The following is a 24,975-nucleotide window of genomic DNA, read 5'->3' as shown; positions in this document are numbered from 1 at the left end:
TCTTGGCGAATCAAGAAAGGGCAGTCGGCTGCCGGGCCGAAACCCGGCCTCGAAAAACAACCACCCGGCAGGGTCAGAAAAAGCGACTCAAGCCACCGTCTGGCTTTGGCTTAACGCAGGAGTGCAGCCTGATAGCCGACCCTTACTTGGAGAGATCCATGATCATGCGCGTGGCCAGGTACAGGCGCGGCACGATGGTGTTCAGTTGCACATACTCCGCATCATTGGAGTGCGCGCCGTAGCCGCTCAGGCCAAAGCCCTCGATGACGGCACCCTTGGCCTTGAGCGCCGCAAACGCCGCGTCGGTGCCGCCGCCCGTGGCCTTTTCCATCACGCTCATCTTCAGGCCCAGCTCATCGCTGTAGATGGTCTGCGCCTGTTTGGCCAGGCTGCGCGAGGCCTCGTTGGCCTCCAGCGGCGGGCGGCGCACTTCGAACTTGAGCTGCACCTTGCTGGCGTCCAGCAGCTTGTGGCCCACCTTGGCCTGCATGGCCTGCTCCAGCGCCGTGAAGTCGGCCACGCGCAGCGCGCGGGCGTCGGCCTGGGCCGTGGCCTCGGCGGGAATGACGTTGCGGTTGGTGCCGGCCTTGGCCACGGTCCAGTTGAGCTTGAGGCCGGTCTCGGGCTTGGACAGGTCCTTCATCTGCAGCAGCTGGTGCGACAGCTCGTACAGCGCGTTCACGCCGTCCTCGGGCTTGGCGCCCGCGTGCGAGGCCTTGCCCTCGACCTTGAGGTAGGCCGCGCCGATGCCGCTGGTGGCCAGGCGCACGCCGCCGTCGGTGCCGCCGCCTTCGAACGAGAAGACCGCATCCTGCTCGGCGCCCAGGCGCGTGATGGTGCTGCGCGCGCCGGGCGAGCTGATTTCCTCGTCGCTGTTCATCAGCACGGTCAGCGTGCCGTAGTTGTCGAAGCCCAGCTGGCGCAGCATGGCCACGGTGTGCAGGATCAGGGCCACGCCCTGCTTGTCGTCGGCAATGCCCAGGCCGTAGGCGCGCTCGCCGTCGATGCGAAACGGCTGGTCCTTGAGCATGCCGCGCAGGTAGACCGTGTCCATGTGGGCGATCAGCATGATGCGGCTGGTGCCCTTGCCCTTGAACTCGGCATGCACCATGGGGCCGATCTTCTCGGGCGTGTCACCCAGCCGGTAGACGTCGGTGGGCTGCAGGATCTCGACCTTGCCGCCCTGCTCGCGCAGCTTGCCGGCCACGTAGTTGGCGATCTGTTCCACGCCCTCCATGTCCTTGCTGCCCGACTCGATGTGCACCAGCTCGCGCAGCGTGTCCAGCAGGGGCTGCTGGTGCTTTTGCGCCAGCGCCTGGATATCGGCCTTGGGCGCAGCCAGGGCACTGCCGGACAGGCCGGCCATGGCGAGGGCCAGCGCCAGCGGGGCGCTGCGGAACATGAGGGAAAGCGGTGCGAAGGCGGAACGCATGGACAGGTCTCCTGTGTTGAAAAGTTGTGCCTGCACGATAGCAGGCGCCGCGCAGGGTGCACGCAATTGGCGTGCCTGTTTTGTCCATCTCTGCGCCCAAAGCAAAGGCCCCGCAAGCTTGGGCCTGCGGGGCCTTGTGGGGAGCGCGACCCGGTATCAGCCCGCGCTCAGCGCCATGCCGCTTTTCCGGCTCACGCCATCGCCCACGACCACGGCCGACACCACGCTCAGCACCAGGGCAATGGCCGATCCGTAGAACACGCCGTGGCTCATGCCGTGGTCCAGCATGTAGCCGAACACCGGCGCGGCCAGGCAAAAGCCCAGGTCCAGGCCCGAATACACCGTGCCGTAGACGCGGCCCGTGGCGCCGGGCGGGGCGGCGCGCTTGATCAGCATGTCGCGCGAGGGGCCGGCCAGGCCAGTTCCCAGGCCCGCGATGGAGGCCACGGCCACGGCCGCCATGGCCGGCAGCCAGCCCGTGCCGACCAGGAAAAGCGCAACACCCGAGCCCAGCATGCAGATGGAGATCACCTTCTCCAGCCGCTGCACGCGGCCCACGAGGAAGCCGCCGGCCAGCATGCCTGCCGCGCCGCAGAGCATGTAACCCGTGACGATCAGCGCCGTCACGCTCAGCGGCAGTCCGTACATGGACTGCATGGCGGGGCTGGCAAAGCTCTGGATGGCGCTGAGCGCGCAGGTGCTCCAGAAGAAGAACGAGAAGCACAGCCAGACCGAGGGCAGCTTCAGGAAGGCCATGGGATGCTCCTGCGGCACGGCGGCCGCAGCGGCACGCGCCGCGGGGGCCTGGGCATCGGCCGCACGGTCGTCCAGCGCTTCGCGGTTGAGCACCATGATGGTGAGGATGACGGCGGCCAGGGCCGCGCCGCACAGGCAGGCCAGGCGCCATGAGCCCGTGGCCGTGGTGATGCCCGCCATGAACAGCGGCGCCAGCGCCCAGCCGATATTGCCCGACAGGCCGTGCACCGAGAACGCATGGCCGATGCGCTTGGCCGACACGCGCTTGTTGAGGATGGTGAAGTCCACCGGGTGGAAGGGCGCATTGCCCAGGCCCGCGAAGAAGGCCGCCAGCAGCAGCATTCCATAGCCCTGCGCCAGGCTGGCGACCACGCCCGCCACGGTGAAGCTGCCCAGCGCCGCAAACAGAATGGGGCGCGCGCCGAAGCGGTCCACGGCAAAGCCGGCCATGGCCTGTCCCACGCCGGAGACCACGAAGAACAGCGACACCATCACGCTGAGCTCGGCATAGCTGTAGCCGAACTCGGCGATCAGCCACGGAAACAGCGGCGGCAGCAGCAGGTGGAAGAAATGCGAGGAACCATGCGCCAGGCCGATCAGGCCGATGGTGCGCACATCGCTGCGCAGCGGGTCCGGCGCCACGGCGTCCGGCATGGAAGAGGAAGAGGCGGTCATGGGCCGCATCTTAGGCAGCAGCGTTTCGTCTTGTATGCGATAGTCTGCCAACTTCTATCGCAAACATGCCAAAGCCTGTCTCCACGCCCGGCACCCCTGCCCACACCCCTGCCGACACTCTTGCCGACACCCTGCCCAGCACCTGCCCCGCAGCCGCACTGCGGTCGGTGCGCAGGGCCCGGCCGATGGAGCCGGTGGAGGCCCTGCATCCGCACCTGTTCGTGCCCACGCCCCAGCGCCCCGTGCGCGCCAAGCAGCATCGCCTGTCGGCACGCACGCGCGTCATACCGCACAGCCACAGCTGGGCACAGATCGCCATCTCGCTGGACGGCGTGCTGCACCTGTCGGCCCCCCAGGGCACGCTGATCGCCCCACCCTCCAAGGCCGTGTGGATTCCGCCCGGCCTGGTCCACGCCGTGGCCATGGTCGAGGAAGCCGATCTCGTCTCCATCTACGTGCTGCAGGACGATCCGGCCCAGGGCCCCGTACTGCCGGACCTCCCGCCCTGCGGCGTGGCCTGCAACCCGCAGGACTGGGCACGCTGCCGCGTGCTGGAGGTTTCGCCGCTGATGCGCGAGCTGATCACGGCCCTGCCCAAGCAAAGCGATGACCAGCCCGCCCCGGACGCCGCCACGCTGCAGCGCGAGCACCATCTGAGCGCCCTGCTGCTGGAAGAACTGCGCCGCGCCAGCGAAGTCCACCTTGGCGTGAACATGCCCCAGGACAAGCGGCTGCGCATGCTCTGCGAGGCCGTGGTGGCCGACCCCACCCAGCACGAGAGCCTGGCCGACTGGGCGGCAGACACCGGCGCCAGCCCGCGCACCGTGGCCCGGCTGTTCCAGCAGCAGCTGGGCTGCAGCTTCACCGCCTGGCGCCAGCAAGTCGTGCTGGCCCACGGCCTGAGCCTGGCCGCGCGCGGCCTTCCCATACAGCAGATCGCGGCCGAGCTGGGCTACAGCCCCAGCGCCTTCAGCGCCATGGTGCACCGCACGGTGGGCATGCCTCCGGCACGGTTCTTCGGGCAGCAGGCCGGCTCCGCTGCCCACAGGGTCGGAACAGGCGCTGTATCGCGGCCGATCAGGGAATGACAGGGAGCCATCGCCTCTTCGCGATAGCTGATCCGATATAGGGTTTGCCTAAGGCCAGCCCATGGAATAGGGCGGCGCCCTGCGTGCTCTTATGCCGCATGATCTCCACCGCCGAGTCGCGCTACAACCAGTGGGTGCGCGAGCACTACCGATTCCTGCTGCGCAGCGCCTGGGCGCTGACCGGCTCGCGCGCGCTGGCCGAGGACGTGGTGCAGGACTGCTTCACCAGCGCCTGGCGCTTTCGCCACCAGCTGCGCGAGGCCGCGATGGCGCGGGCCTGGCTGTTCCAGATCATGCGCCGCCATGCCTTCCGGCACCTTGCGCCATCGGCCCATCTGGTCAGCGATGACGAGGCGCTGGACCAGCATCCCGCCCCCTCCCCCTCGCCTTCGGCGCTGGATGACCGGCTCGACGTGGTCAAGGCGCTGTCGCGCATCGCCCCCATCCACCGCGAGGTGCTGGTGCTCTATTACTTCGACGACATGCCCACGGCCCAGATGGCCGAGGCCCTGGACATTGCGCCGGGCACGGTGCTGTCGCGCCTGTCACGCGCCCGCGATGCGCTGAAGGCGGCGCTGGAGCAGGCCGCCCCGGCGCCTGTCCCAGAGACTGCCAGCGTGATCCCGCTGCGCCCCACCCCGCTGCGCGCCACCCGATACCAAGGCTTGAAATGACTGCCCCGGACACGACCGACGAATCGGCCTTCGACCTGCGCGCACGCGCCGAACTGGCCCTGGCCTTCGACCCCGGGCCGCACGGCGAGCCGCCCGCCCATCTGCTTCGCCACACGCCCTGGCATGCGCGCAGCGGCGTGCGCCGGCTGATCGCCGCGCTGCTGGTGGGCAGCTCGGCCGCCACCGCCGTGTTCGCCATGCGCCCGCCCGAGCTGGTGCGCGCCGCCATCGAGCATGAGTACTACGAGCGCACGCTGCGCGGCAGCTTCATGCCCGAGGCCGAGGTGGCGCGCCGCCTGGACCTGCCGGCCGGCGAGAAGCTGCCCGGCTACACCCAGCTGATGCGGCCCTGCGATATCGACGGCACGCGCGCCTACCACCTGACCACCTTCTTCGAGAAGGGCGGCATCGTCACCGTGCTGGCCTTCGACCAGCCCCAGCGCCTGGCCGATGGCCAGGGCTGGTGGGCCAACATGCACTGGCAGGTCGTTCGCTCGCGCGAAGGCCGGCCGCTGGTGCTGGTGGCCCAGAAGAAACAGGCCCTGGCCGTGGCCAGCAAGGCCCTGGGCACCCCTGCCCCATGAGATGCCCCATGAGACGCCATGACACGCCCCATGACAACCACCACGAGGAGACAACCATGAACCACTTGCCGCAATCCCCCACCTCACCCGCGCGCCGCAGCCTGCTGGCCGGCAGCGCCAGCGCACTGGCCGCCGCAGGCTTGGCCGGTCTGCACCAGGGCGCATTGGCCCAAGCCCAAGCCCAAGCCCAGGCACCCGCAGCTGCGGCAGCACCGGCGGCCAAGCCCCTGCCCGGCTACGCGGGCTGGAAGAAGGCCGATGCCCTCATCGTCCACAGCTCCACCACCATAGAGACGCGGCGCGGCGCCTTCGGCACCAGCGTGATCACGCCCAGCGACCAGCTCTATGTGCGCAACAACCTGCCCACACCGCCCGAATCCATCGTGGCCGACCGCGATGCCTGGCAGTTGCAGGTGGGGGGCGTGCGCCAGCCCCGCAGCCTCAGCGTGCGCGAGCTCAAGTCCCTGGGCCTGGAGACCGTGGCCATGGTGCTGCAGTGCTCGGGCAATGGCCGGGCCTTCTTTCCCAGCAAGCCCAGCGGCACGGCCTGGACCGTGGGTGCGGCCGGCTGCGTGGTCTGGAGCGGCGTGCCCGTGCGCGAGGTGGTCAAGGCCCTGGGCGGCGTGGCCGACGGCGGCCTCTACATGACCGGCACGGGCGGCGAGGTGCTGCCTGCGGGGCTGGACCCCAAGAGCGTCATCGTCGAGCGCTCGGTGCCGCTGTCGGCCCTGGAAGACGCCCTGCTGGCCTGGGAGATGAACGGCGAGCCCATCCCGCTGGCCCACGGCGGGCCACTGCGCCTGATCGTTCCCGGCTACACGGGCGTGAACAACATCAAGTACATCAAGCAGCTGGCCTTCACGCCGCGCGAGAGCGAGGCCCACATCATGTCCCACGGCTACCGCATCTCGCCGCCCGGCAGCAAGGGCGACCCGAGCCAGCCCTCGGTGCAGGAGATGAGCGTCAAGTCCTGGATCAACTCGCCCCTGCCCGAGGACGGCGGGCAGGCCGCCGGCCTGGTGCAGATCCACGGCGTGGCCTTTGGCGGCATGGATGCCGTCAAGGGCGTGGAGGTGTCCACGGACGGCGGCAAGAGCTGGCAGGCCGCGCGCCTGGTCGGCCCCGACCTGGGCAAGTACGCCTGGCGCCAGTTCGTGCTGCAGGCGCGCCTGCCCAAGGGCACGCATGTGCTGGCCAGCCGCGCCACCGACGCGCGCGGCCGGGTCCAGCCCGAGACGCGCGGCGAAAACCAGAGTGGCTACAACAACACCAGCTGGGCCGACCACGCCGTGACCGTCACCGTGGCCTGAACACGGCCCGCGCGCTCATCCCGCCCCCTTCTCTTCACTCCCGTCACCTCCCGCACACGGCGCCAGACCGTGGCGGGCCCGTACCCCCATTGCCATGTTCACGATGAAACACCTGATCCACACCGCCCTGCTGGGCGGCACTTTGCTCGGCAGCGCCCTGCTGTGCGCCCCCGCCTTTGCCGATGAAGCGGCCCAGATGGCCCTGGGCAAGAAGCTGTTCGCCACGGCCACGCCCGCCTGCGCGCTGTGCCACACGCTCAAGGACGCGGGCGCCGAGGGCGCCATCGGCCCCGTGCTCGACGAGCTGCAGCCCGATGCCGCGCGCGTGGCCCGTGCCCTGCGCGACGGCATAGGCGCCATGCCCTCATTCAAGGCCTCGCTCAGCGAGGCCGAGATCGCCGCGCTGTCGCTCTACGTGAGCAAGGCCAGCGCGAAGAAGTAGGCGGCACGGGCCCTCACCGGCGTTCCTGCAGCTCCCGCAGGGCCTTTTCGTAGGGCGTCTCCTCGGGCTCGGGAACATGCACCACGGCCTCGCCGGCACCGCCCAGCGGCATGCGGTAGACCCAGAGGCTGTGCCGGCCCGGTCCCTGGCGCTGCCAGGAGGGCTCCACGCCGGGCAGCGCAAAGTCCAAGCTGACCAGCCAGGCGCCCTCAGGCAGCTCCGTGGCGGCCTTGACGGCTGCACGGCCCATGCTTTCAGGGCGCTGGAACAGGTAGACCATCTGGTAGCCGCTCCAGTCGGCCAGCCAGATATCGGCGCGGCGCACACGGGCCCAGGGGCAGCGCAGCGCGCACAGCCAGCGCAGCGGCCAGCTCCACTCCATGCCGTTGAGCCGCGCCTGCGGGTACTGGCCGCGCAGCGCGCGCAGGCCGTCGCCCAGGCCGCAGCCGGCATCGAGCACGGCCGCGCCGTCCGGCAGCGGCGCGGCATCGGCCAGGCCTTGCAGCGCATCGGCGGGCGTGGGAAACAGCGGCGCATCGCGCCAGGCGTTGAGCGGGTAGACCAGGGCGAGCAGGCCCAGCGCCGCCAGCCACAGCCAGGGGCTGATGGCGGCCAGGCCGCCCGGCCCCCACAGCATCAGGCAGGACAGCGGAAAGCCCGCCGCCACGGCCAAGCGCCGCCACCAGGGCGTGGCCAGCAGGCTGGCGAGCACGCCCAAAAAACAGGCCGCCAGCCAGGCGGCCAGCGGCCCTAGGGTCGATTGCAGCGCGGCGTACACAAGCCAGGCGCCTGCCCAGGCAAGAAGGGCCGGGGCCGGCCAGGGAAGGCGCCGCATCATGCGCGCCCTCCGGCCGGGAGCCGCTTATTGCTGTTGCAGTGCTTGCGAGGTGGCACGGTCGAGGCGGCCGGTCTGCGGCAGGCTCTGGTCGCGCTGGAATTCGCGCAGGGCGTTCTGGGTGTTCTTGCCCATGGCACCGTCAGGCGTGCCTGCGGTGTAGCCCAGGGCATTGAGCTTTTGCTGCGCGGCGCGCAGCGACATGCCGGCGGCATTGGCGCCCGGAGCCGATGTCTGCGACGGTGCGGCACCGCCGTCCACGCCCAGGCGTCCACCGCCGCCCAGGCCCTGGCCCTTGACGGTCTGTGCCTTGTAGTTGCGCAGCGCGCGCACCATCTGGTTGTAGGCGTCCATGAAGGCGGCGGCGATCACCTTGCCTTCGGCCGTGCGCGTGTAGCCGCCCAGCGAGGCGCCGGCGGAGCCGCCGAACAGCGCGCCCATGCCGCCCCAGTCGGTCTTGGAAGACGAGCCTTCGGAAGCCGACACCTGCACGCCCGAACGGTTGTCCACCAGGGCCAGCATGACCGAGGCCTCGCGGGTCTTGGTGGCTGCAGCCAGCGCGCCGAAGATGCCGCCAGCGCGGCCGCCGATGGCGCCGCCCATGCCGCCGGCATCGCTCTGGTTGAAGATCACTTCGGGGGACAGGCCGTAGTCGGAGGCCACCATCTGGCCCTTGCCCAGGTTGCTGCCGCCGCGCATTTCGCCCGAGTCCATCAGCGCGCGTTCACGCGCCATGGCGCCCATGCCGGCCGCGCCGCGTTCCACGACGATGAAGCAGTTGGACTGCTGGATCATCAGGCGCAGCAGCTGCGAGGTGGGCGGCAGGCGGTACTGCTGGGTGAGGATGGTGTACCAGCCGGCGGTCTGGTTCTCGACCAGGGAGATGGTGCCCAGCGAGGAATCGCAGCGCTCCAGCTCGGTGTTGGCGTTCTCGGCGCTGGCACCGCCCGCGGCGCCCGTGGCCACGGTCTTGGCTTCCGGCGAACCCATGCGCATGTCGGTGGTCACGCAGCCGGTCAGCGCCACGGCGGCGATGGCAGTCAGGGCAAGATACTTCTTCACGTTGTAATCCTCTTGGTCTGGTCTAGGTGAATCAGCGCCAGGGCAATGGCGTCCACGCACTGGCAGCGTCGCCAGTCAGCGATTACACACAATTACCCCGCATAACAGCGCGCAAATATACCGGGATTCACCCTTGCGAAAAAGCGCTGCTTTGCTGGAGAACGACAGATCACAGACGGTTACAAGCTGTTGTCATCACTCGGGTGCATCGCCGCGCAAACGTTCGATCAGCCCGTTGAGCGCATCGAGCGAGCCGAACTGGATCGCCACTTCGCCCATTTCCTGCAGCTTGCCGCCCCGGCGCACGGACTTCTTGATGCGCACTTCGACATCGGCCATGAGCAGGTCGGACAGCTCTTCCTCCACGCGCTTGATGTCGCGCGTCTTGCCTTCCTTCTTGGACTTCTGGCGCACCAGGCTGAAGTCGGCGCCGATCTTCTTGACCAGGGCCTCGGCCTCGCGCACCGACAGCTTCTTGGCCGCGATCTGGTTGCCGGCCGTGATCTGGGCCGCGCGGTCCAGCGACAGCAGGGCGCGCGCATGGCCCATGTCGATGTCGCCGGCCATGAGCATGGTCTGCACCGGGTCGGCCAGGTTCAGCAGGCGCAGGATGTTGGTGGCCGCGCTGCGCGAGCGTCCCACGGCCTGGGCCGCCTGCTCGTGCGTGAGGCCGAATTCCTTGACCAGGCGCGACAGGCCCTGGGCCTCTTCCAGCGGGTTCAGGTCCTCGCGCTGGATGTTCTCGATCAGCGCCATGGCGGCGGCGGCCTCGTCGGGCACCTCGCGCACCAGCACCGGCACCTCGGCCAGGCCGGCGAGGCGGGCTGCGCGAAAGCGCCGCTCGCCCGCGATGATTTCGTATTTGCCGGCGTGCTCGCCCTTGGCCAGGCGGCGCACCAGGATGGGCTGCATGATGCCCTGGGCCTTGATGCTTTCGGCCAGCTCGTAGAGCGCGCCCTCGTCCATGTGGGTGCGCGGCTGGTACTGGCCGGGCACCATCACGTCCAGCTGCAGGATGCTGGGCAGCCCGGTCTCGGCCACGGGGCCGCCGGCCTCTTCCTTGTCGTGGACCTTGGGGCCGAGCAGGGCTTCGAGTCCGCGTCCCAGTCCCTTGGGTTTCTTGGTCACCATGGTGTTGTCCTTGTCAAAGCGATGCCAGCAGCGCGTGTCCGCTGTCCCAGTCGCCCAGCCCGCTGGCCGTGTTGAGATGGCCCGAAGGCCCTGCATCGACAAAGCGCGCGCCCCAGGCATCGGCCAGGGTCTGCACGCGCTGCGCGCTGCAATAGATATCGTTGTTGCTGCCGACCACGATGGAGGCAAACGGCAGGCGCTGCATCATCACGGGCGACCAGCCAGGCAATTGCTCGCGCAGCTGGGGCTGCTCGGTATCGCCGGGGGCGACCAGCAGCGCGCCACGCACCTTGCGGGCGGCCAGCGGCGAATGCGCAGCCCACCACGCCACAAGGATGCAGCCCAGACTGTGGGCCACCAGCACCACCGGGCGCGGCGCGTCGAGCACCGTCTCCTGCAGCCTGGCGCTCCAGTCGCCGCGCAGCGGACGGTCCCAGTCGTTTTGCTCCAGGCGGCGGTAGCCGTGGCGCTGCTCCCAGCGGCTTTGCCAGTGGCCGGCGTCCGAGTTCTGCCAGCCGGGCAGCAGCCAGACGTCCTCGGCAGCCCACCCGGTCGGCACGCCCTGCCCTGCCGTTTCATGTGAACCTTGCATGGCTACATCTTCTTGATGCGGCGCACCATCTCGTGCGCGAAATCGATGAAGGCCTTGCTGCCCTTGGCGCCCGGGTCGAAGACCACGCCGGGCACGCCATAGCTGGGCGCCTCGGCCAGGCGCACGTTGCGCGGGATCACGGTGTCGAACACCTTGTCGCCGAAGTGTTCCTTGAGCTGGTCGCTGACCTGCTGCTGCAGCGTGGTGCGCGGGTCGAACATCACGCGCAGCAGGCCGATGATCTGCAGGTCGGGGTTCATGTTGGCATGCACCTGCTTGATGGTGTTGACCAAGTCGGTCAGGCCTTCGAGCGCGAAGTACTCGCACTGCATGGGCACGACCACGCCATGGGCCGCGCACAGGCCGTTCAGGGTGAGCATGGACAGGCTGGGCGGGCAGTCCACGAGCACGAAGTCGTAGTCGGCATCGGCCGCCCTGAGGGCGCCCTTCAGACGCTCGTTGCGGCGCTCCAGCGTGACCAGCTCGATCTCGGCGCCGCTGAGTTCGCGGTTGGCGCCCAGCACGTCATAGCCCACGGCCTCGGAGCGCACGGCGGCTTCCTTGACGCTGGCGTTCTCCAGCAGCACGTCGTAGACCGACAGCTCCAGCGCGCGCTTGTCCACGCCCGAGCCCATGGTGGCATTGCCCTGGGGGTCCAGGTCGATCATCAGCACGCGCTGGCCGATCTTGGCCAGGCCCGCAGCAAGGTTGACGGCGGTGGTGGTCTTGCCGACCCCACCCTTTTGATTGGCGACACAGAAGATTTTGGCCATGGTATTTACACGCTTATTTGGCGATGGCCAGCTTGAGGCCAAAACCGATCAGAAACACGCCCGCAGTCTTTTCGAGAACCCGGGAAACCGCAGGATTGGCGCGCATGCGCTCGGCCAGATGCGCGGTCAGCAGCACCACGATCAGGCAATAGAGAAAGGTCAGAGCAGCCACCGTGGCCGCCATCACCGCGAACGTGAGCAGGCCCTGGTGGCTTGCGGGATCCACGAACAGCGGGAAGAAGGCCATGTAGAACACGATGGACTTGGGGTTCATCAGGGTGATCAGGCCGGCCTGGCGAAAGTAGTGGCGCGGCTCGATGTGCAGCACGGGCTTGTCGCCGGGCCTGGCCGTGAGCATCCTGAAACCCAGCCAGCCCAGGTAGGCGGCGCCCAGCCACTGCACGGCATGGAAGGCCGCGGGATAGGAGGCCAGCAGCGCGGCAACGCCCGCCACCGCCATCCAGATCAGTACCTGGTCGGCCGCCAGCACGCCGGCGCAGGCCGCCATTCCGGCACGTATGCCGCCCTTGCCGGTGGAGGTGATCAGCGCCAGATTGCCCGGCCCCGGAATCAGCAAAAACAGAAGAATGGCAACAACGAATGCGCTGAAATCGGAGATGCCGAACATGCTGACCCCTGAGCGATGAAAGCTGGGAGTTTATGCGAGGGCCATGGCCAGCGCATGGGGAACATGGCCCCGCCGCAACGCGGCAGTGTGCTATTCGGTAAAAAAATCAGGCTGCAGCAGTGCGCAGCCAGAGGATGCAGCGCTCGGCATCCAGGCCCGGCACCTTCAATGGTTCCACGTGAAACACCTGCACGTCGGCAGGCAGCGCGGCGATTTCCTCGTCGGGGTGCTTGCCCTTCATGGCCAGCCATGTGCCGCCCTCCTCCAGCGACTGGTGCGACCAGCTGGTGAAGTCCGCCAGCGAGGCAAAGGCACGGCAGCTGATCAGCGGATAGCGCGTGGTCAGCTGCTCCACGCGGCTGTGGATGCCGCGCAGGTTGGGCAGGCGCAGAGTGGCCGCCGCCTGCTGGATGAAGGCCGCCTTCTTGCCCACCGTGTCCACGCAGTGCACGTCGATCTGCGGGCAGCAGACGGCAAAGACCACGCCGGGCAGGCCGCCGCCCGACCCCACGTCCAGCATGGCGGTGCGCCTTGCGCGCGCAGGCATCTGGGCCAGGTGGCGCTGCAGGGGCGGCACGGCGGCCAGGCTGTCGAGCAGGTGATGGGTCAGCATTTCCTGCGGATCACGCACTGCCGTGAGGTTGTAGACCTTGTTCCACTTGCCCAGCAGGGCCTGGAATTCCATCAGCGTATCGACCTGGGCAGGGGAAAGCTCCAGGCCCAGCGCCCGCAGGCCGGCCTCGAGAGGAGCGCGCAGTTCCTGGCTCATGCGGATGCCTCCTCGCCCTTCGCGTCTGTCACATCAGGGGCAAAGCCGCGGAAGCCCCCCTTCTTCAGGTGCACCATGAGCAGGGAGATCGCCGCTGGCGTCACGCCCGACATGCGCGATGCCTGGCCCAGCGTCTCGGGCCTGTGCTTTTGCAGCGACTGGCGCACCTCGAAGGACAGGGCCGGCACCTGCATATAGTCCAGCTCGGCCGGCAGGCGCAGGTTCTCGAAGTGGGCGGCGCGCTGCACCTCGTCCTTCTGGCGGTCGATGTAGCCTGCGTACTTGGCCGCGATCTCCACCTGCTCGACGACGGAGGCGCTGAGATCGCCCAGCACCTCGGGCTGCACATCGGCCGAGGCATAGCGGCCTTCGTTCAGGCTCATCAGCTTGCCGTAGCCCACATCGGGGCGGCGCAGCAGGTCGAAGAGGTTGTATTCACGCTCGATGGACTTGCCCAGCACCCGCTCCGATTCCTCGGGCGCGACGATGCGCGGATTGACCCAGGTGGACTTCAGGCGCTCTGTTTCACGTGAAACAGCATCGCGCTTGCGGCTGAAGGCATCCCAGCGCGCATCGTCCACCAGGCCCATGGCGCGGCCGGCCTCGGTCAGGCGCATGTCGGCGTTGTCCTCGCGCAGCTGCAGACGGAACTCGGCGCGGCTGGTGAACATGCGGTAGGGCTCGGTCACGCCCTTGGTGATCAGGTCATCGACCAGCACGCCCAGGTAGGCCTCGTCGCGGCGCGGCAGCCAGGCTTCCTGGCCGCGGCACTGCAGCGCGGCGTTGAGGCCTGCGAACAGGCCCTGGGCCGCCGCTTCCTCGTAGCCGGTCGTGCCGTTGATCTGGCCCGCGAAGAACAGGCCCTGGATCTGGCGCGTCTCGAAGCTGCTCTTGAGCGAGCGCGGATCGAAGTAGTCGTACTCGATGGCGTAGCCGGGACGCAGGATGTGCGCGTTCTCCAGCCCCTTCATGCTGCGCACCAGTTCGTACTGGATGTCGAAGGGCAGGCTGGTGGAGATGCCGTTGGGATAGAACTCGTTGGTGGTCAGGCCTTCGGGCTCCAGGAAGATCTGGTGGCTTTCCTTGTCGGCAAAGCGGTTGATCTTGTCCTCGACGCTGGGGCAGTAGCGCGGGCCCACGCCCTCGATCTTGCCCGTGAACATGGGGCTGCGGTCAAAGCCGCTGCGGATGGTGTCGTGCGTGCGCTCGTTGGTGTGGGTGATCCAGCAGGGCATCTGGCGCGGGTGCATGGCCGCATTGCCGATGAAGCTGAACACGGGCAGCACGCCTTCGTTGACACCACCGGGCATGCCGTCGCCGGGCTGCTCCTCGCACTGCGAGAAATCGATGCTGCGGCCATCCAGGCGCGGCGGCGTGCCGGTCTTCAGGCGCCCCTGGGGCAGCTGCAGCTCCTTGAGCCGCGACGACAGGCTGACGGCCGGCGGGTCGCCCGCGCGGCCTGCCGCGTAGTTGTTCAGGCCCACGTGGATCTTGCCGTCCAGGAAGGTACCCGCCGTGAGCACCACGGTGCGGCTGCGAAAGCGCACGCCGACCTGCGTGACGGCGCCCACCACGCGGTCGCCTTCGACCATGAGGTCGTCCACCGCCTGCTGGAACAGCCACAGGTTGGGCTGGTTCTCCAGCATGTCGCGGATGGCGGCCTTGTAGAGAATGCGGTCGGCCTGGGCGCGCGTGGCACGCACGGCCGGGCCCTTGGAGCTGTTGAGGATGCGGAACTGTATGCCGCCGATATCGGTGGCCAGCGCCATGGCGCCGCCCAGCGCATCCACTTCCTTGACCAGATGGCCCTTGCCGATCCCGCCGATGCTGGGATTGCAGCTCATCTGGCCCAGGGTCTCGATGTTGTGGCTCAGCAGCAGCGTCCTGCAGCCCATGCGCGCAGCAGCCAGCGCGGCCTCGGTGCCGGCGTGGCCGCCACCGACCACGATCACATCAAATTCCTGTGGGTACAACATGCTTATCACTCCGGGGGCCTGCCCGGCCCAAGCCCCCGACACGGAGCACTCACGCTCCGGCGCTCATGGCAGGTGGCCCTCGTTCATGTAGCGAGGGGAACCCAGCGGGGAACCCGCGATTTTCCCACCTTTGCCGCACCAGTGCCTTGCAAGGGGTCGGCCGGCCCTGCCACCGGGCCGGCACTGCGCCGGTGTTCCACGTGAAACAGTGCGGCGGGCGGCCGCATTCTCCGCAGGATGCTGCGCGCCGCCGCCCGCAGGGCGGCCCGCTTGCAAGAAACATGTGCAGGGCCTGTGATGCAATGGCGGCCATGCAGATCCTCATCTTCGCGGGCAGTACCCGCCAACAATCGCACAACCGGCGCCTGGCCGCCGCCGCCGCCGACATGGCCCGTGAACTGGGCGCCCAGCCCACGCTGCTGGAGCTGTCGGATTTCGACATCCCCATGTACAACGCCGACCTGGAGGCCAGCGGCACGCCGCCTGACGTGCTGCGCTTCAAGGTCGCGCTGCACAGCCACCCGGCCTGGCTGATCTGCTCGCCCGAGTACAACGGCAGCTACCCTGCCCTGCTCAAGAACGCCATCGACTGGGCTTCCAGCCCCGTGGCCGGTGATCCGGTCTGGTCCGATGGCACCCTGCCCTTTCGCGGCAAGGTCGTGGGCATGGCCAGCGCCTCGCCCGGCGGCCTGGGCGGCCTGCGCGCCCAGTCGCACCTGGCGCCGCTGCTGCTGAACCTGCAGTGCTGGCTGGCCCCCGTGAGCCACGCCGTGGGCCAGGCAGGCCAGGCATTCGACGACGCCGGCCGCCTGCAGCGATCCCAGGACCAGCAGGGCATGAAGGCCGTGCTGGAACAGGTGCTCTGGGCTGCACAGCGCCTGTCGGCCTGAACCCTGGCGCCAGCGCGGTCCCATCATGCGCAGCCCCGCCACATGGGGTTAGCATGGGCGCTTGTCTTTCTTACCCTGATCGGAAGCCATCCACCATGAAGCTCTACTACAGCCCTGGCGCCTGCTCTCTGTCTCCCCACATCGTCCTGCACGAGGCAGGCCTGGCCTACGAGCCGGTCCTGGCCAGCACCAAGACGCACAAGCTGCAGGACGGCACGGACTACTACGGCATCAACCCGCTGGGCTATGTTCCCTTCCTCGTGCTCGACGACGGCGACACGCTGCATGAAGGCCCGGCCATCGTCCAGTACCTGGCCGATCTGGTCCCCGAGAAGAAGCTGGCCCCGGCCAACGGCACCATGGCCCGCTACCACCTGCAGGAGTGGCTGAACTTCATCGGCACCGAGCTGCACAAGGGCTTCGGTCCCCTGTTCAACCCCGCCACGCCCGACGACTACAAGCCCGTGGTGCGCCAGCGCGTGCTGGACCGCCTCAAGTGGGTGGACGGCGAGCTCAATGGCCGCGACTACCTGATGGGCGAGCAGTTCACCGTGGCCGACGCCTACCTGTTCACCGTGACGGGCTGGGCCCAGTTCGTGGGCGTGGACATCTCCGAGCTGACCAACCTCCTGGCCTACCGCGAGCGCGTGCTGGCCCGCCCTGCCGTGCAGGCCGCGATGAAGGCCGAAGGCCTGCTCAAGTAAGCAGCGCCGCGCTGCTGCGCTCAAGGCCTGACGGGGCCGGCTGGTGTGGAACCGGCCGGCCCTTTGTCTTTGGTGCCTGCGGCGCAGGCCTGGCGCCTGCGGATGCGCGGCTGCACCTCGGCGGGTGCCGCGCGCATCTGCCGGGCCATGCGGCATGCGGGCGTCGCCTGCACGACAGCGCGCAAATCCCTGACCTGCACGATTGATTCCATGGGCGTAATCTGTGCCGTACGCCGCGCCGCCCGCACGGGCGGCGCTTTTGCTTCACGCACAGAAAGCCCCGTTGCATGACCTCTCTGTTCGAACCCATACAGGCTGGCGAACTGCGCCTGCCCAACCGCATCGCCATGGCGCCGCTGACGCGCAACCGCGCACCCCAGGCCCTGCCCAACGACATCATGGTCACCTACTACGCCCAGCGCGCCAGCGCCGGCCTGCTGATCAGCGAAGGCACGGCCATCAGCCACCAAGGCCAGGGCTATGCCCATGTGCCGGGCCTGTACGGCAGCGAGCAGCTCGACGGCTGGAAGCGCGTGACCGACGCCGTGCACAAGGAGGGCGGGCGCATCGTCACCCAGCTGTGGCATGTGGGCCGGGTCTCGCACACCTCGCTGCAGCCCGAAGGCCAGGCGCCCGTGGGACCGTCCCCGGTGGCGGCCAGATCCAAGACCTATGTGATCGACGAGGACTCGGGCAAGGGCCAGTTCGTGCCCACCTCCGCGCCGCGCGCGCTCGCCCAGCAGGAGCTTCCCGCCATCGTCCACAGCTTCGCCGTGGCCGCGCGCAATGCCGTGGAGACGGCCGGTTTCGACGGCGTGGAGCTGCACGGCGCCAACGGCTACCTGCTGGACCAGTTCCTCAAGACCGGTGCCAACCAGCGCGATGACGACTACGGCGGCAGCATCGAGAACCGCGCCCGCCTGCTGCTCGAATGCACGCGCGCCGCCGCCGATGCCGTGGGCGGCGGCCGCGTGGGCATACGCCTGTCGCCCGTGACGCCGGCCAACGACATCGCCGATGCCGATCCCCAGCCGCTGTTCGAATACGTGGTGCGCCAGCTGGCGCCGCTGGGCCTGGCCTACATCCACATCATCGAAGGCTCCACCGGTGGCCCGCGTGAATTGCCGGACCGGCCCTTCGACTACGCGGCCCTCAAATCCGCCTACCGCCAGGCCGGTGGCCAGGGCGCCTGGATGGTCAACAACGGCTATGACCGCGACATGGCCCTGCGCGCCGTGGAAAGCGGCCACGCCGATATCGTGGCCTTCGGCAAGGCCTTCATCTCCAATCCCGACCTGGTCCACCGCCTGCACGACGACCTGCCGCTGAACCCCTGGAACTCCAGCCTGTTCTACGGCGGCGGCGCAGAGGGCTATATCGACTACCCGTTCGCGCGCCAGGCCTGATTGGCGGCCGCACAAACAAAAAGCGGAGTGCATCGCACTCCGCTTTTTTTATCCAGACGATTCATGTGGAACAGGGGCCGGGCCCCTGTCCCTGCGTCCGCTATCTCAGGCGTGTTCCAGCAGCTGGGTCTCGCGCGTGTCACGGCCAGAGGCCAGCGAGGCGCGGCCTGCGGCCGGTGCCAGGCTGGGCTGGCCCTGGGAGGGACGGCCGTAGGAAGCATGCGAGCCCAAGGATGCCACGGCCGCACCGGCAATGCGGAACTGGCCCACCACCTGCGCCAGGCGCGCGGCCTGCTCGCGCAGCGACTCGGCAGCGGCGGCTGATTCCTCGACCAGGGCTGCGTTCTGCTGCGTCATGCGGTCGATGTCGCCCACGGCCTGGTTGACCTGGCCGATGCCGCCCGACTGCTCGCTGGAAGCCGCCGTGATCTCGCCAATGATGTCGCCCACGCGCTGCACGCTGTCCACGATCTCCTTCATGGTCTTGCCAGCATCCTCCACCTGGCGCACGCCCACGTCCACGGCCTGCACGCTGGTCTGGATCAGCGCCTTGATCTCGCTGGCCGCCTGGGCCGAGCGCTGGGCCAGGGATCGCACCTCGGCCGCCACCACGGCAAAGCCGCGGCCCTGCTCGCCGGCGCGCGCCGCTTCCACGGCGGCGTTCAGCGCCAGGATGTTGGTCTGGAAGGCGATGGAGTCGATCAGGCCGATGATGTCGCCGATCTTGCGGCTGGAGGTCGTGATCTCCTGCATGCTCACCACGGCCTGGGCCACCACGTCGCCACCGCGCGTGGCCGTGGTCGAGGCAGAGGCCGCCAGCTGGTTGGCCAGCTGCGAGGACGATGCCGTCTGCTGCACCGTGGCCGTGAGCTGGGACAGCGAGGCCACGGTCTCCTGCACATTGCTGGCCGTCTGCTCTGTGCGCGAGGACAGGTCCTGGTTGCCCGTGGCGATCTCCTGGCTGGCCGTGGCGATGTTGCCGCTGGCATCGCGCACCTGGGTCACCATGGAGCCCAGGCTCTGCTGCATCTGGTCCAGCGCGCGCTGCAGGTCGGCCACCTCGTCCTTGCCCTCCACCTTCACGCTCTGCGACAGGTCGCCCTGGGCGATGGTCAGCGCCGTCTGGCGCGCCTGCACCAGGGGGCGGCAGATGGACAGCATGTTCATCAGCGTCAGCGGCACCACCACCAGCACCGTGAGCACCACGGCGGCGACGAAGATCCACTGCGTCTGCTCGGCCACGCCCTGCTCCTCGGCGGCCATGGCATCGACCTGCTGGCGCAGCAGCTGGTCGAGCTGGGCGATGAGCTTTTCGACCTCGGCCACCTCGGCCATGGCCTTGCCGCTCATGCGGTTGGCCGTGGTGGCCGTGTCGTAGCCACCGGCCTCCAGCTGGCGCGCAATGTGCTCGAACTGCTGGCGATAGCGGTCCACACGATCGGAGATGCCGCTGACGATGGCATCGTCGGCAGGGTCCTCGTCCTTCAGAAAACGCCCCGCCACGGCCTTGACGCGCTCGATGGCCGCCAGCCACTGCCCGTGGGCCTTGCGCACCTCGTCGGCACGCTCGTACTGGATGATCATGTCCTTTTCATGGGCGCGCACCGCGCCCAGCTCGGCGCGCAACTCCACCATGTAGCCCATCTTGGCGTACGAGGTATGCATGAACTGCTGACTCATGCCATGGATGCGGAACATGCCCAGCATCCCGGCTCCGCCCAGCAGACCCAGCAGCACCAGCACCATGGCGATGGCACCCAGCATCCGCGTGCGGATCGTGAAAGCCCGCATCATTCCCAACAAGTTCATGACCGTTTTCCTCTCTGTCAGTCAGGGCGCACGCACGGTCTCCAAATGCATAGCGCCAACGTAAATACAAATTGTTGCAGTTTGTCAGATGATCGCCAATGGTCTATGACGGTTTTTGCATATTCACGGCTCTTTTCGATCTATCGGCCATTGCAGCGGATCATTGAGCCGGCCGACTCACATCGAGTTGGGCCAAATCAACCCTTGCCCAGCCAGGCGCTTGACCTTGCCATGGTGTCAGGGTTCAACATGCCGTCCATGGCTTGCGCCACTTCGGCGCGCCCCAACCAGGAGCTAGAAATGCAACATGTTTTCACCGTGCAGGGCATGACCTGCGGCCACTGCGAACGCGCCGTCACCCAGGCCGTGCAGGGCGTGGATGACCAGGCCCAGGTAAAAATCGATCGCGCAGCCCAGCGCGTGGAAGTCGACAGCAGCGCCAGCCGCGAGGCGCTGGGCGCGGCCATCGCCGAAGAAGGCTACAAGGTCGCCTGAGTCCCCGGAGTGACACGCACCATGTCCGCCCAAGCACAGCACTGGCCCGTCTCCATCGGCGAGGCCGCGCGCCGCGCCGGTGTCTCGGCGCGCATGGTGCGCCACTACGAAGCCCAGGGCCTGCTGCCGCCCATGCACCGCACGGACGGCGGCTACCGCCAGTACGCCGAGTCCGATGTGCACGCCCTGCGCTTCATCCGCCGCGCCCGCGACCTCGGTTTCTCCATGGACGAGATCGCCACCTTGCTGGGCCTGTGGCAGGACAAGAGCCGTGCCAGCAGCCAGGTCAAGGACATCGCCCAGCGCCACATCGACGCACTGACCGAGCGCATCGCCGCCATGCAGGCCATGCAGCGCACGCTCAAGACCCTGGTGCACTGCTGCCACGGCGACGACCGGCCGGACTGCCCGATATTGGATGATCTGGCAGCGCCCGACACAGTGGGAAGCGGCGCTTAATTTAAGCTGTGGGCATGCTCACCACGCCCACCCAGCTTCACCAATGGTTGCTTGAGCCTGAAGGTCAGCGGCTTGAGTTCAAGGAAGCCAAGCAGCGCTATGACTTTGAAAAACTGCTCAAGTACTGCGTAGCCCTGGCCAACGAAGGCGGCGGCGCCATCGTGCTGGGTGTGACCGACAAACGACCTCGCCTCATCGTAGGTACGCAGGCGTTCGAAGACCCGGGCCGCACCGAGGCCGGATTGCACCAGAGACTGGGCCACCGTATCCCTGTTGAGGAACTGCGCCTGCCGCAAGGCCGTGTGCTGGTTGTGCGTGTGCCCTCCCGGCTGCCCGGCACGGCATGGCAGATCGACGGCAGCTTTCTCAAACGGGCCGGCGATGATCTGGCGGCAATGAGCGCGCAAGAACTGCGGGCCATCTTCGATGAAACCGGCCCCGACTTCTCGGCACAGCCATGCCCAGGGGCCACGCTGGAGGATCTGGAGCCGTCATCCATTGCATTGTTCCGGGAGCGCTGGGCTCGCAAAGGCAATACCCCTCGCAGACGCGAACTGGGCGACGAACAGACCTTGCGGGATGCAGAGTTGCTCGTAGAAGGCAATCAGGTGAGCTATGCCGCGCTCATCCTGTTCGGCAAAAGAGCGGCTCTGACAAGATGGTTGGCCCAGGCGGAGCTGGTATTTGAATACCGGTCGTCCGAAGCTGCAGGACCGGCTGCCGATCGCGAGGAATTTCGAGAGGGCTTTTTTGCGTGGCAGGACGCGCTCTGGAAAAAGATCAACTTGCGCAATGACCGCCAAAGCTACCAGGACGACTTTTTCCGCATGGACCTGCCGACATTTGCCGAGGTTCCGGTCCGGGAAGCGCTCCTGAACGCGGTTGCCCATCGGGACTATCGCTTGGGTGGCTCGATTTTCGTCAGGCAATTTTCCAAGCGGCTGGAGGTGATCAGCCCGGGAGGGCTGCCTCCCGGAATCACGCCCGAGAACATCATTGATCAACAGAATCCGCGCAATCGCAGACTCGCCGAAGCCCTCGCCCGCTGCGGCTTGATCGAGCGCTCTGGTCAAGGCCTGAACCTGATGGTGGAAAGCGCCGTGCGACAAGGCAAGCCCCTGCCCAGCCTTGCGGGAACATCCGCCCACGAAGTACGGCTGACCCTGGAAGGTGGGGTGCGCAACCCGGCCTTCGTACGCTTCATGGAGCACCTCGGCGAAGAGAAGCTGAGCAGCTTCTCGACATTGGACTACCTCGCGCTGGAATGCCTGCAACAGGAAAAGCCGCTGTCTGCCCCTTTGAGGGAACGCCTTGCAGGCCTGCTGGCGGCGGGAGCGGTGGAATCCATAGGTCGAGGCAAAGGGACGCGCTACATCCTGTCCGAGGCCTTGTATGCGTCTTTGGGCGCCAAAGGAACGCATACCCGGCAACGCGGCCTGGACAGAGAGACCAACAAGGCGCTGCTGCTCAAACACCTCACAAAGCACAGAGAGCATGGCGCTGCGCTGGCCGAACTGCGGCAGGTGCTGCCGTCCTTGCCAATGAGTGCCGTTCAGGATTTGCTGAAAGAGCTGCGCAATGAGGGGCGCCTCCAGCTGATGGGTGCGCGCCGTTGGGCACGATGGCATTTGTCGGATTGATATCTGCAGCGTTTGGGCCGTGGCATCAAGACCGGTCTATGAGTCCAAAAGATGCCAAGTTCTTTAGCCTCTTTTAGAGAGTGCGAAAAACTGTTTAACCACAACGACTTATAAAGCGCCCCAAAATTGCCGGAGGCTCTTTTAGGCTCTTGGAAACACCTCTATAGAACCAAAGCTCTGCGGGCATGTGCGGCTTCGGCTCAATCCTTGGAAGGGTTTGCCGCGCGCTTTGCGGAGGCCGCGCGCCGAGCAGGCTCCGCCCTGCGCAACACCCCCCCCATCAAGGTATCAATGCACTGCTGCGCCACTTCCTCGGCCGAGTACTGGCCGCCGGGCTGGTACCAGCGGCCTATCCAGCTGAGCGCGCCGGCAATCACGAAGGCGGTCATCTTGGGGTCGCAGGGGGCCAGGGAGCCCTCCTGCACGCCGGCGGCCACCAGGCGCCGGAAGGCCTGGTCTATGGCGGCCTTCTGGCGGCGCAGTTCGCGGCGGCTGTCGGGGGGGACCTGTTCGTCGCCGACACGGATCAGGCACATGCCGAAGTCCATGGTGACGATGCGCGCATAGACCTGCATGCAGGCGCGCAGCTGGTCCACGGCTTGGCCACCTGCGCGGCGCGAGGCCTCGATGCCTTCCAGCGTCATGGCCAGGCCCTGGTTCACGCACTGCAGCAGGATCTCGTCCTTGTTCTTGACGTAGTAGTACAGCGTGGGCTTGCTCACGCCCAGCCGCGCGGCGATGTCGTCCAGCGAGGTGGCGGAGAAGCCGCGCTCGTTGAACAGCTGCGCGGCGGCCTGCAGCACGGCCTGGCGCTTGGCCTCGCGCTGCTGCTCGCGGTCGGGCGTGCCGCTCCAGGGCGAGTCCACGGCGGGCGCCGCACGGCCTTTGCGGGCGCGGGTTCCGGGGCTGGGTCGGGTCTTGGTTTCAGGGCTCGATGGCTTCATGGCGGCGGGTGCACCGGGGAAATCACCGATGCTGCATGCGGTGGGCGACAACCAGAATCTACTCCAAAGTAAACAGCCTACGCATCAGTAGGCTCCTGCCCGGCTCGACGAACCAACGCACGAGACAGCCATGGAGACACACCCCGACGGCGGCCCGCCCGCCCCCTTGCTGCAGGTCGATGGCGTCACGCTCGCCTTTGGCGGCGTGAAGGCGCTGTCGGGCGTGGGCTTCGATGTGCAGCCCGGCTCGATCACGGCGGTGATCGGCCCCAACGGCGCGGGCAAGACGTCGCTGTTCAACACCATCTCGGGCTTTTACCGGCCCACGGGCGGCTCCATCCGCTTCCAGGGCGAAGACATCACGCGCATGCCGGCGCCGCGCCGTGCGCGGCTGGGCCTGGGGCGCAGCTTCCAGAACATTGCGCTGTTCCGGGGCATGACGGTGCTGGACAACATCAAGCTGGGCCGCCACGCCCACCTGCGCACCAACGTGCTCGACGCCCTGCTCTACCTGGGCCGCGCTCGCCGCGAAGAGGCCGAGCTGCGCCGCGACATCGAGGAGCGCATCATCGATTTCCTGGAGATAGACCACATCCGTCATGCGCCCGTGGCCGCCCTGTCGTACGGGCTGCAAAAGCGCGTGGAGATGGCGCGCGCCCTGGCCATGCAGCCGCGCATCCTGATGCTGGACGAGCCCGTGGCCGGCATGAACCGCGAGGAGACCGAGGACATGGCGCGCTTCATCCTCGACGTGCGCGCCGAATGGGGCGTGACCGTGCTCATGGTGGAGCACGACATGGGCATGGTCATGGACCTGTCCGACCATGTGGTGGTGCTCAACTTCGGCCAGGTCATCGCCCAGGGCACGCCCGCCCTTGTGCAGGCCGATCCCGAGGTGAACCGGGCCTACCTGGGCGCGGGCGACGTGGGCGAGCTGCGCCAGCGGCTGCGCGGCGCAGCCGAACGGCCAGCGTCCACCGAGCACCTGCCCGCCATGGCACAGAGGGCCGCATGATGGACTGGGCCTACCTGTTCGAGATCGCCCTCACGGGCCTGGCCGGCGGCGGCCTGTATGCGCTGGCCGCGCTGGCCTTCGTGGTGGTCTACAAGGCCACGCGCGTGGTCAACATCGCCATCGGCGAGCTGCTGATGGTGGGCGCCTACCTGTTCTTCACCTTCGCGGCCATGTTCGCGCTGCCGCTGTGGCTGGCCATTCCCGCCGCCGTGCTGGGCACGGGGCTGCTGGGCGCGCTGATCGAGCGCACGATGATCCGGCCGCTGCTGGGCGAGCCGCCGATCTCGGTGTTCATGGTCACCGTGGGCCTGGCCTCGGTGCTGGTGGGCCTGGTGGAGCTGATCTGGACGGCCGACCAGCGCCGCCTGCCCGAGTTCATGCCCACGCAGCCCGTGATGATCGGCGAGGCCTTTCTCGCGCCCAAGGTGGCCTGGGGCGCAGCCGTGGCCGTGGTCTTCATCGCGGCCGTGCTGCTGGTGTTCCGCTACTGGCGCGGCGGCGTGGCCCTGCGTGCGACGGCCAGCGACCAGGCAGCGGCCTATTCGGTGGGCATCAATGTGCCGCGCGTGTTCTCGCTGGCGTGGGCGGTGTCGGCCATGATCGCCGCCGTGTCGGGAATCATCGTCGGCTCCATCGGCGGCATCTCGTCGAGCATGGGCGTGTTCGGCCTGTCGGTGCTGGTGGTCGTCATCGTGGGCGGGCTGGACAGCGTGCTGGGCGCCCTGGTCGGCGGCCTGTTCATCGGCCTGGTGGAGGCGCTGGCCGGCGCCTACCTGGGCGGCGAATACAAGCTGCTGGCCACCTTCATCGTGCTGGTCGTGGTGCTGATGCTCAGGCCCTACGGCCTGTTCGGCACGCACGAGATCGAGCGGCTCTAGACAGTTTC

The 24,975-nt window shown here is 67.8% G+C and carries 25 protein-coding genes; 13 read left to right on the top strand and 12 right to left on the bottom strand.

All coding sequences use genetic code 11. The features are described 5' to 3' along the window. Positions 1–142: 142 nt before the first annotated feature. Both ACN20X_RS00240 and ACN20X_RS00235 read right to left on the bottom strand, forming a co-directional pair. Positions 143–1,432: a M20/M25/M40 family metallo-hydrolase gene (locus ACN20X_RS00240; protein ID WP_016452280.1), complete on the bottom strand. Its 1,290-nt coding sequence runs from the start codon at positions 1,430–1,432 to the stop codon at positions 143–145. Positions 1,433–1,588: 156 nt separating this feature from the next. Further along, on the bottom strand, positions 1,589–2,863 hold the full coding sequence (locus tag ACN20X_RS00235; RefSeq protein WP_016452281.1) for an MFS transporter: 1,275 nt from the start codon (positions 2,861–2,863) through the stop codon (positions 1,589–1,591). Positions 2,864–2,928: 65 nt separating this feature from the next. On the opposite strand from ACN20X_RS00235, the gene ACN20X_RS00230 reads away from it, so the two are divergent. From ACN20X_RS00230 to sorU, 5 genes are all read left to right on the top strand, one after another. Further along, positions 2,929–3,951 (top strand): AraC family transcriptional regulator, encoded by a 1,023-nt coding sequence (locus ACN20X_RS00230; RefSeq protein WP_473210161.1) that lies wholly within the window; start codon positions 2,929–2,931, stop codon positions 3,949–3,951. Between the two features lie 98 nt (positions 3,952–4,049). Continuing rightward, positions 4,050–4,625 carry an RNA polymerase sigma factor gene (locus tag ACN20X_RS00225; protein ID WP_473210160.1) on the top strand — a complete coding sequence of 192 codons (576 nt, stop codon included), beginning with the start codon at positions 4,050–4,052 and terminating at the stop codon, positions 4,623–4,625. Beyond that, the gene (locus ACN20X_RS00220; RefSeq protein ID WP_016447298.1) at positions 4,622–5,209 is read left to right on the top strand and encodes a hypothetical protein; all 588 of its coding nucleotides are present in this window, start codon (positions 4,622–4,624) and stop codon (positions 5,207–5,209) included. Before ACN20X_RS00225 ends, ACN20X_RS00220 begins: the two co-directional genes overlap by 4 nt. A gap of 56 nt (positions 5,210–5,265) precedes the next feature. After that, a complete protein-coding gene (gene sorT / locus ACN20X_RS00215) occupies positions 5,266–6,519 on the top strand; it encodes a SorT family sulfite dehydrogenase catalytic subunit (protein WP_473210828.1) in 1,254 nt (417 codons plus the stop codon). 94 nt (positions 6,520–6,613) lie between these two features. Then, positions 6,614–6,961: a SorU family sulfite dehydrogenase c-type cytochrome subunit gene (gene sorU, locus ACN20X_RS00210; protein WP_473210159.1), complete on the top strand. Its 348-nt coding sequence runs from the start codon at positions 6,614–6,616 to the stop codon at positions 6,959–6,961. A 13-nt stretch (positions 6,962–6,974) separates the two neighbouring features. Here sorU and ACN20X_RS00205 read toward each other — a convergent pair whose 3' ends face one another. The 8 genes from ACN20X_RS00205 to mnmG form a co-directional block, all read right to left on the bottom strand. Then, complete coding sequence (locus ACN20X_RS00205) at positions 6,975–7,799, bottom strand: class I SAM-dependent methyltransferase (protein WP_016452286.1); 825 nt, start codon at positions 7,797–7,799, stop codon at positions 6,975–6,977. Positions 7,800–7,823: 24 nt separating this feature from the next. Then, positions 7,824–8,858 (bottom strand): peptidoglycan-binding domain-containing protein, encoded by a 1,035-nt coding sequence (locus ACN20X_RS00200; RefSeq protein ID WP_016452287.1) that lies wholly within the window; start codon positions 8,856–8,858, stop codon positions 7,824–7,826. Between the two features lie 195 nt (positions 8,859–9,053). Then, on the bottom strand, positions 9,054–9,989 hold the full coding sequence (locus tag ACN20X_RS00195) for a ParB/RepB/Spo0J family partition protein (protein WP_473210158.1): 936 nt from the start codon (positions 9,987–9,989) through the stop codon (positions 9,054–9,056). A gap of 13 nt (positions 9,990–10,002) precedes the next feature. Next, complete coding sequence (locus ACN20X_RS00190; protein WP_017405073.1) at positions 10,003–10,581, bottom strand: RBBP9/YdeN family alpha/beta hydrolase; 579 nt, start codon at positions 10,579–10,581, stop codon at positions 10,003–10,005. A 2-nt stretch (positions 10,582–10,583) separates the two neighbouring features. Next, positions 10,584–11,354 (bottom strand): ParA family protein, encoded by a 771-nt coding sequence (locus tag ACN20X_RS00185; protein WP_016447291.1) that lies wholly within the window; start codon positions 11,352–11,354, stop codon positions 10,584–10,586. Positions 11,355–11,367: 13 nt separating this feature from the next. Next, positions 11,368–11,982: a LysE family transporter gene (locus ACN20X_RS00180; protein WP_016447290.1), complete on the bottom strand. Its 615-nt coding sequence runs from the start codon at positions 11,980–11,982 to the stop codon at positions 11,368–11,370. A gap of 106 nt (positions 11,983–12,088) precedes the next feature. After that, positions 12,089–12,751, bottom strand: a complete 663-nt coding sequence (gene rsmG, locus ACN20X_RS00175; protein ID WP_034368555.1) for a 16S rRNA (guanine(527)-N(7))-methyltransferase RsmG — start codon at positions 12,749–12,751, stop codon at positions 12,089–12,091. Further along, the gene (gene mnmG / locus ACN20X_RS00170) at positions 12,748–14,727 is read right to left on the bottom strand and encodes a tRNA uridine-5-carboxymethylaminomethyl(34) synthesis enzyme MnmG (RefSeq protein ID WP_473210157.1); all 1,980 of its coding nucleotides are present in this window, start codon (positions 14,725–14,727) and stop codon (positions 12,748–12,750) included. Before mnmG ends, rsmG begins: the two co-directional genes overlap by 4 nt. Before the next feature lie 302 nt (positions 14,728–15,029). Between mnmG and ACN20X_RS00165 the strand changes: the two genes are divergently transcribed. The 3 genes from ACN20X_RS00165 (at position 15,030) to ACN20X_RS00155 (ending at position 17,727) form a co-directional block, all read left to right on the top strand. Then, positions 15,030–15,617, top strand: coding sequence for an NADPH-dependent FMN reductase (locus ACN20X_RS00165; RefSeq protein ID WP_473210156.1), 588 nt, complete (start codon positions 15,030–15,032; stop codon positions 15,615–15,617). A 95-nt stretch (positions 15,618–15,712) separates the two neighbouring features. Continuing rightward, positions 15,713–16,321 carry a glutathione transferase GstA gene (gstA, locus tag ACN20X_RS00160; RefSeq protein WP_013799958.1) on the top strand — a complete coding sequence of 203 codons (609 nt, stop codon included), beginning with the start codon at positions 15,713–15,715 and terminating at the stop codon, positions 16,319–16,321. Positions 16,322–16,608: 287 nt separating this feature from the next. Continuing rightward, positions 16,609–17,727, top strand: a complete 1,119-nt coding sequence (locus ACN20X_RS00155; protein WP_034368550.1) for an alkene reductase — start codon at positions 16,609–16,611, stop codon at positions 17,725–17,727. A 105-nt stretch (positions 17,728–17,832) separates the two neighbouring features. Here ACN20X_RS00155 and ACN20X_RS00150 read toward each other — a convergent pair whose 3' ends face one another. Then, positions 17,833–19,536 carry a methyl-accepting chemotaxis protein gene (locus ACN20X_RS00150; RefSeq protein WP_043789504.1) on the bottom strand — a complete coding sequence of 568 codons (1,704 nt, stop codon included), beginning with the start codon at positions 19,534–19,536 and terminating at the stop codon, positions 17,833–17,835. A gap of 300 nt (positions 19,537–19,836) precedes the next feature. On the opposite strand from ACN20X_RS00150, the gene ACN20X_RS00145 reads away from it, so the two are divergent. From ACN20X_RS00145 to ACN20X_RS00135, 3 genes are read left to right on the top strand one after another with little or no spacing between them, the layout of a single operon-like run. Further along, positions 19,837–20,031 (top strand): heavy-metal-associated domain-containing protein, encoded by a 195-nt coding sequence (locus ACN20X_RS00145; RefSeq protein WP_012201975.1) that lies wholly within the window; start codon positions 19,837–19,839, stop codon positions 20,029–20,031. A gap of 21 nt (positions 20,032–20,052) precedes the next feature. Then, positions 20,053–20,490, top strand: coding sequence for a Cu(I)-responsive transcriptional regulator (cueR, locus tag ACN20X_RS00140; RefSeq protein ID WP_046985949.1), 438 nt, complete (start codon positions 20,053–20,055; stop codon positions 20,488–20,490). Between the two features lie 14 nt (positions 20,491–20,504). After that, the gene (locus ACN20X_RS00135; RefSeq protein WP_016447283.1) at positions 20,505–22,130 is read left to right on the top strand and encodes an ATP-binding protein; all 1,626 of its coding nucleotides are present in this window, start codon (positions 20,505–20,507) and stop codon (positions 22,128–22,130) included. Positions 22,131–22,330: 200 nt separating this feature from the next. Here ACN20X_RS00135 and ACN20X_RS00130 read toward each other — a convergent pair whose 3' ends face one another. Next, positions 22,331–23,074 (bottom strand): TetR/AcrR family transcriptional regulator, encoded by a 744-nt coding sequence (locus ACN20X_RS00130; RefSeq protein ID WP_016452290.1) that lies wholly within the window; start codon positions 23,072–23,074, stop codon positions 22,331–22,333. A gap of 130 nt (positions 23,075–23,204) precedes the next feature. Here ACN20X_RS00130 and ACN20X_RS00125 point away from each other — a divergent pair, with 130 nt between their 5' ends. Both ACN20X_RS00125 and ACN20X_RS00120 read left to right on the top strand, forming a co-directional pair. Next, on the top strand, positions 23,205–24,089 hold the full coding sequence (locus tag ACN20X_RS00125; protein ID WP_047217533.1) for an ABC transporter ATP-binding protein: 885 nt from the start codon (positions 23,205–23,207) through the stop codon (positions 24,087–24,089). Continuing rightward, positions 24,086–24,967 carry a branched-chain amino acid ABC transporter permease gene (locus ACN20X_RS00120; protein ID WP_017406956.1) on the top strand — a complete coding sequence of 294 codons (882 nt, stop codon included), beginning with the start codon at positions 24,086–24,088 and terminating at the stop codon, positions 24,965–24,967. The genes ACN20X_RS00125 and ACN20X_RS00120 overlap by 4 nt, the downstream gene beginning before the upstream one ends. Positions 24,968–24,975: the final 8 nt, after the last annotated feature.

The organism is Delftia sp. PX-1 (assembly GCF_055797465.1).
This window is presented reverse-complemented; position numbering and strand designations above follow the sequence as displayed.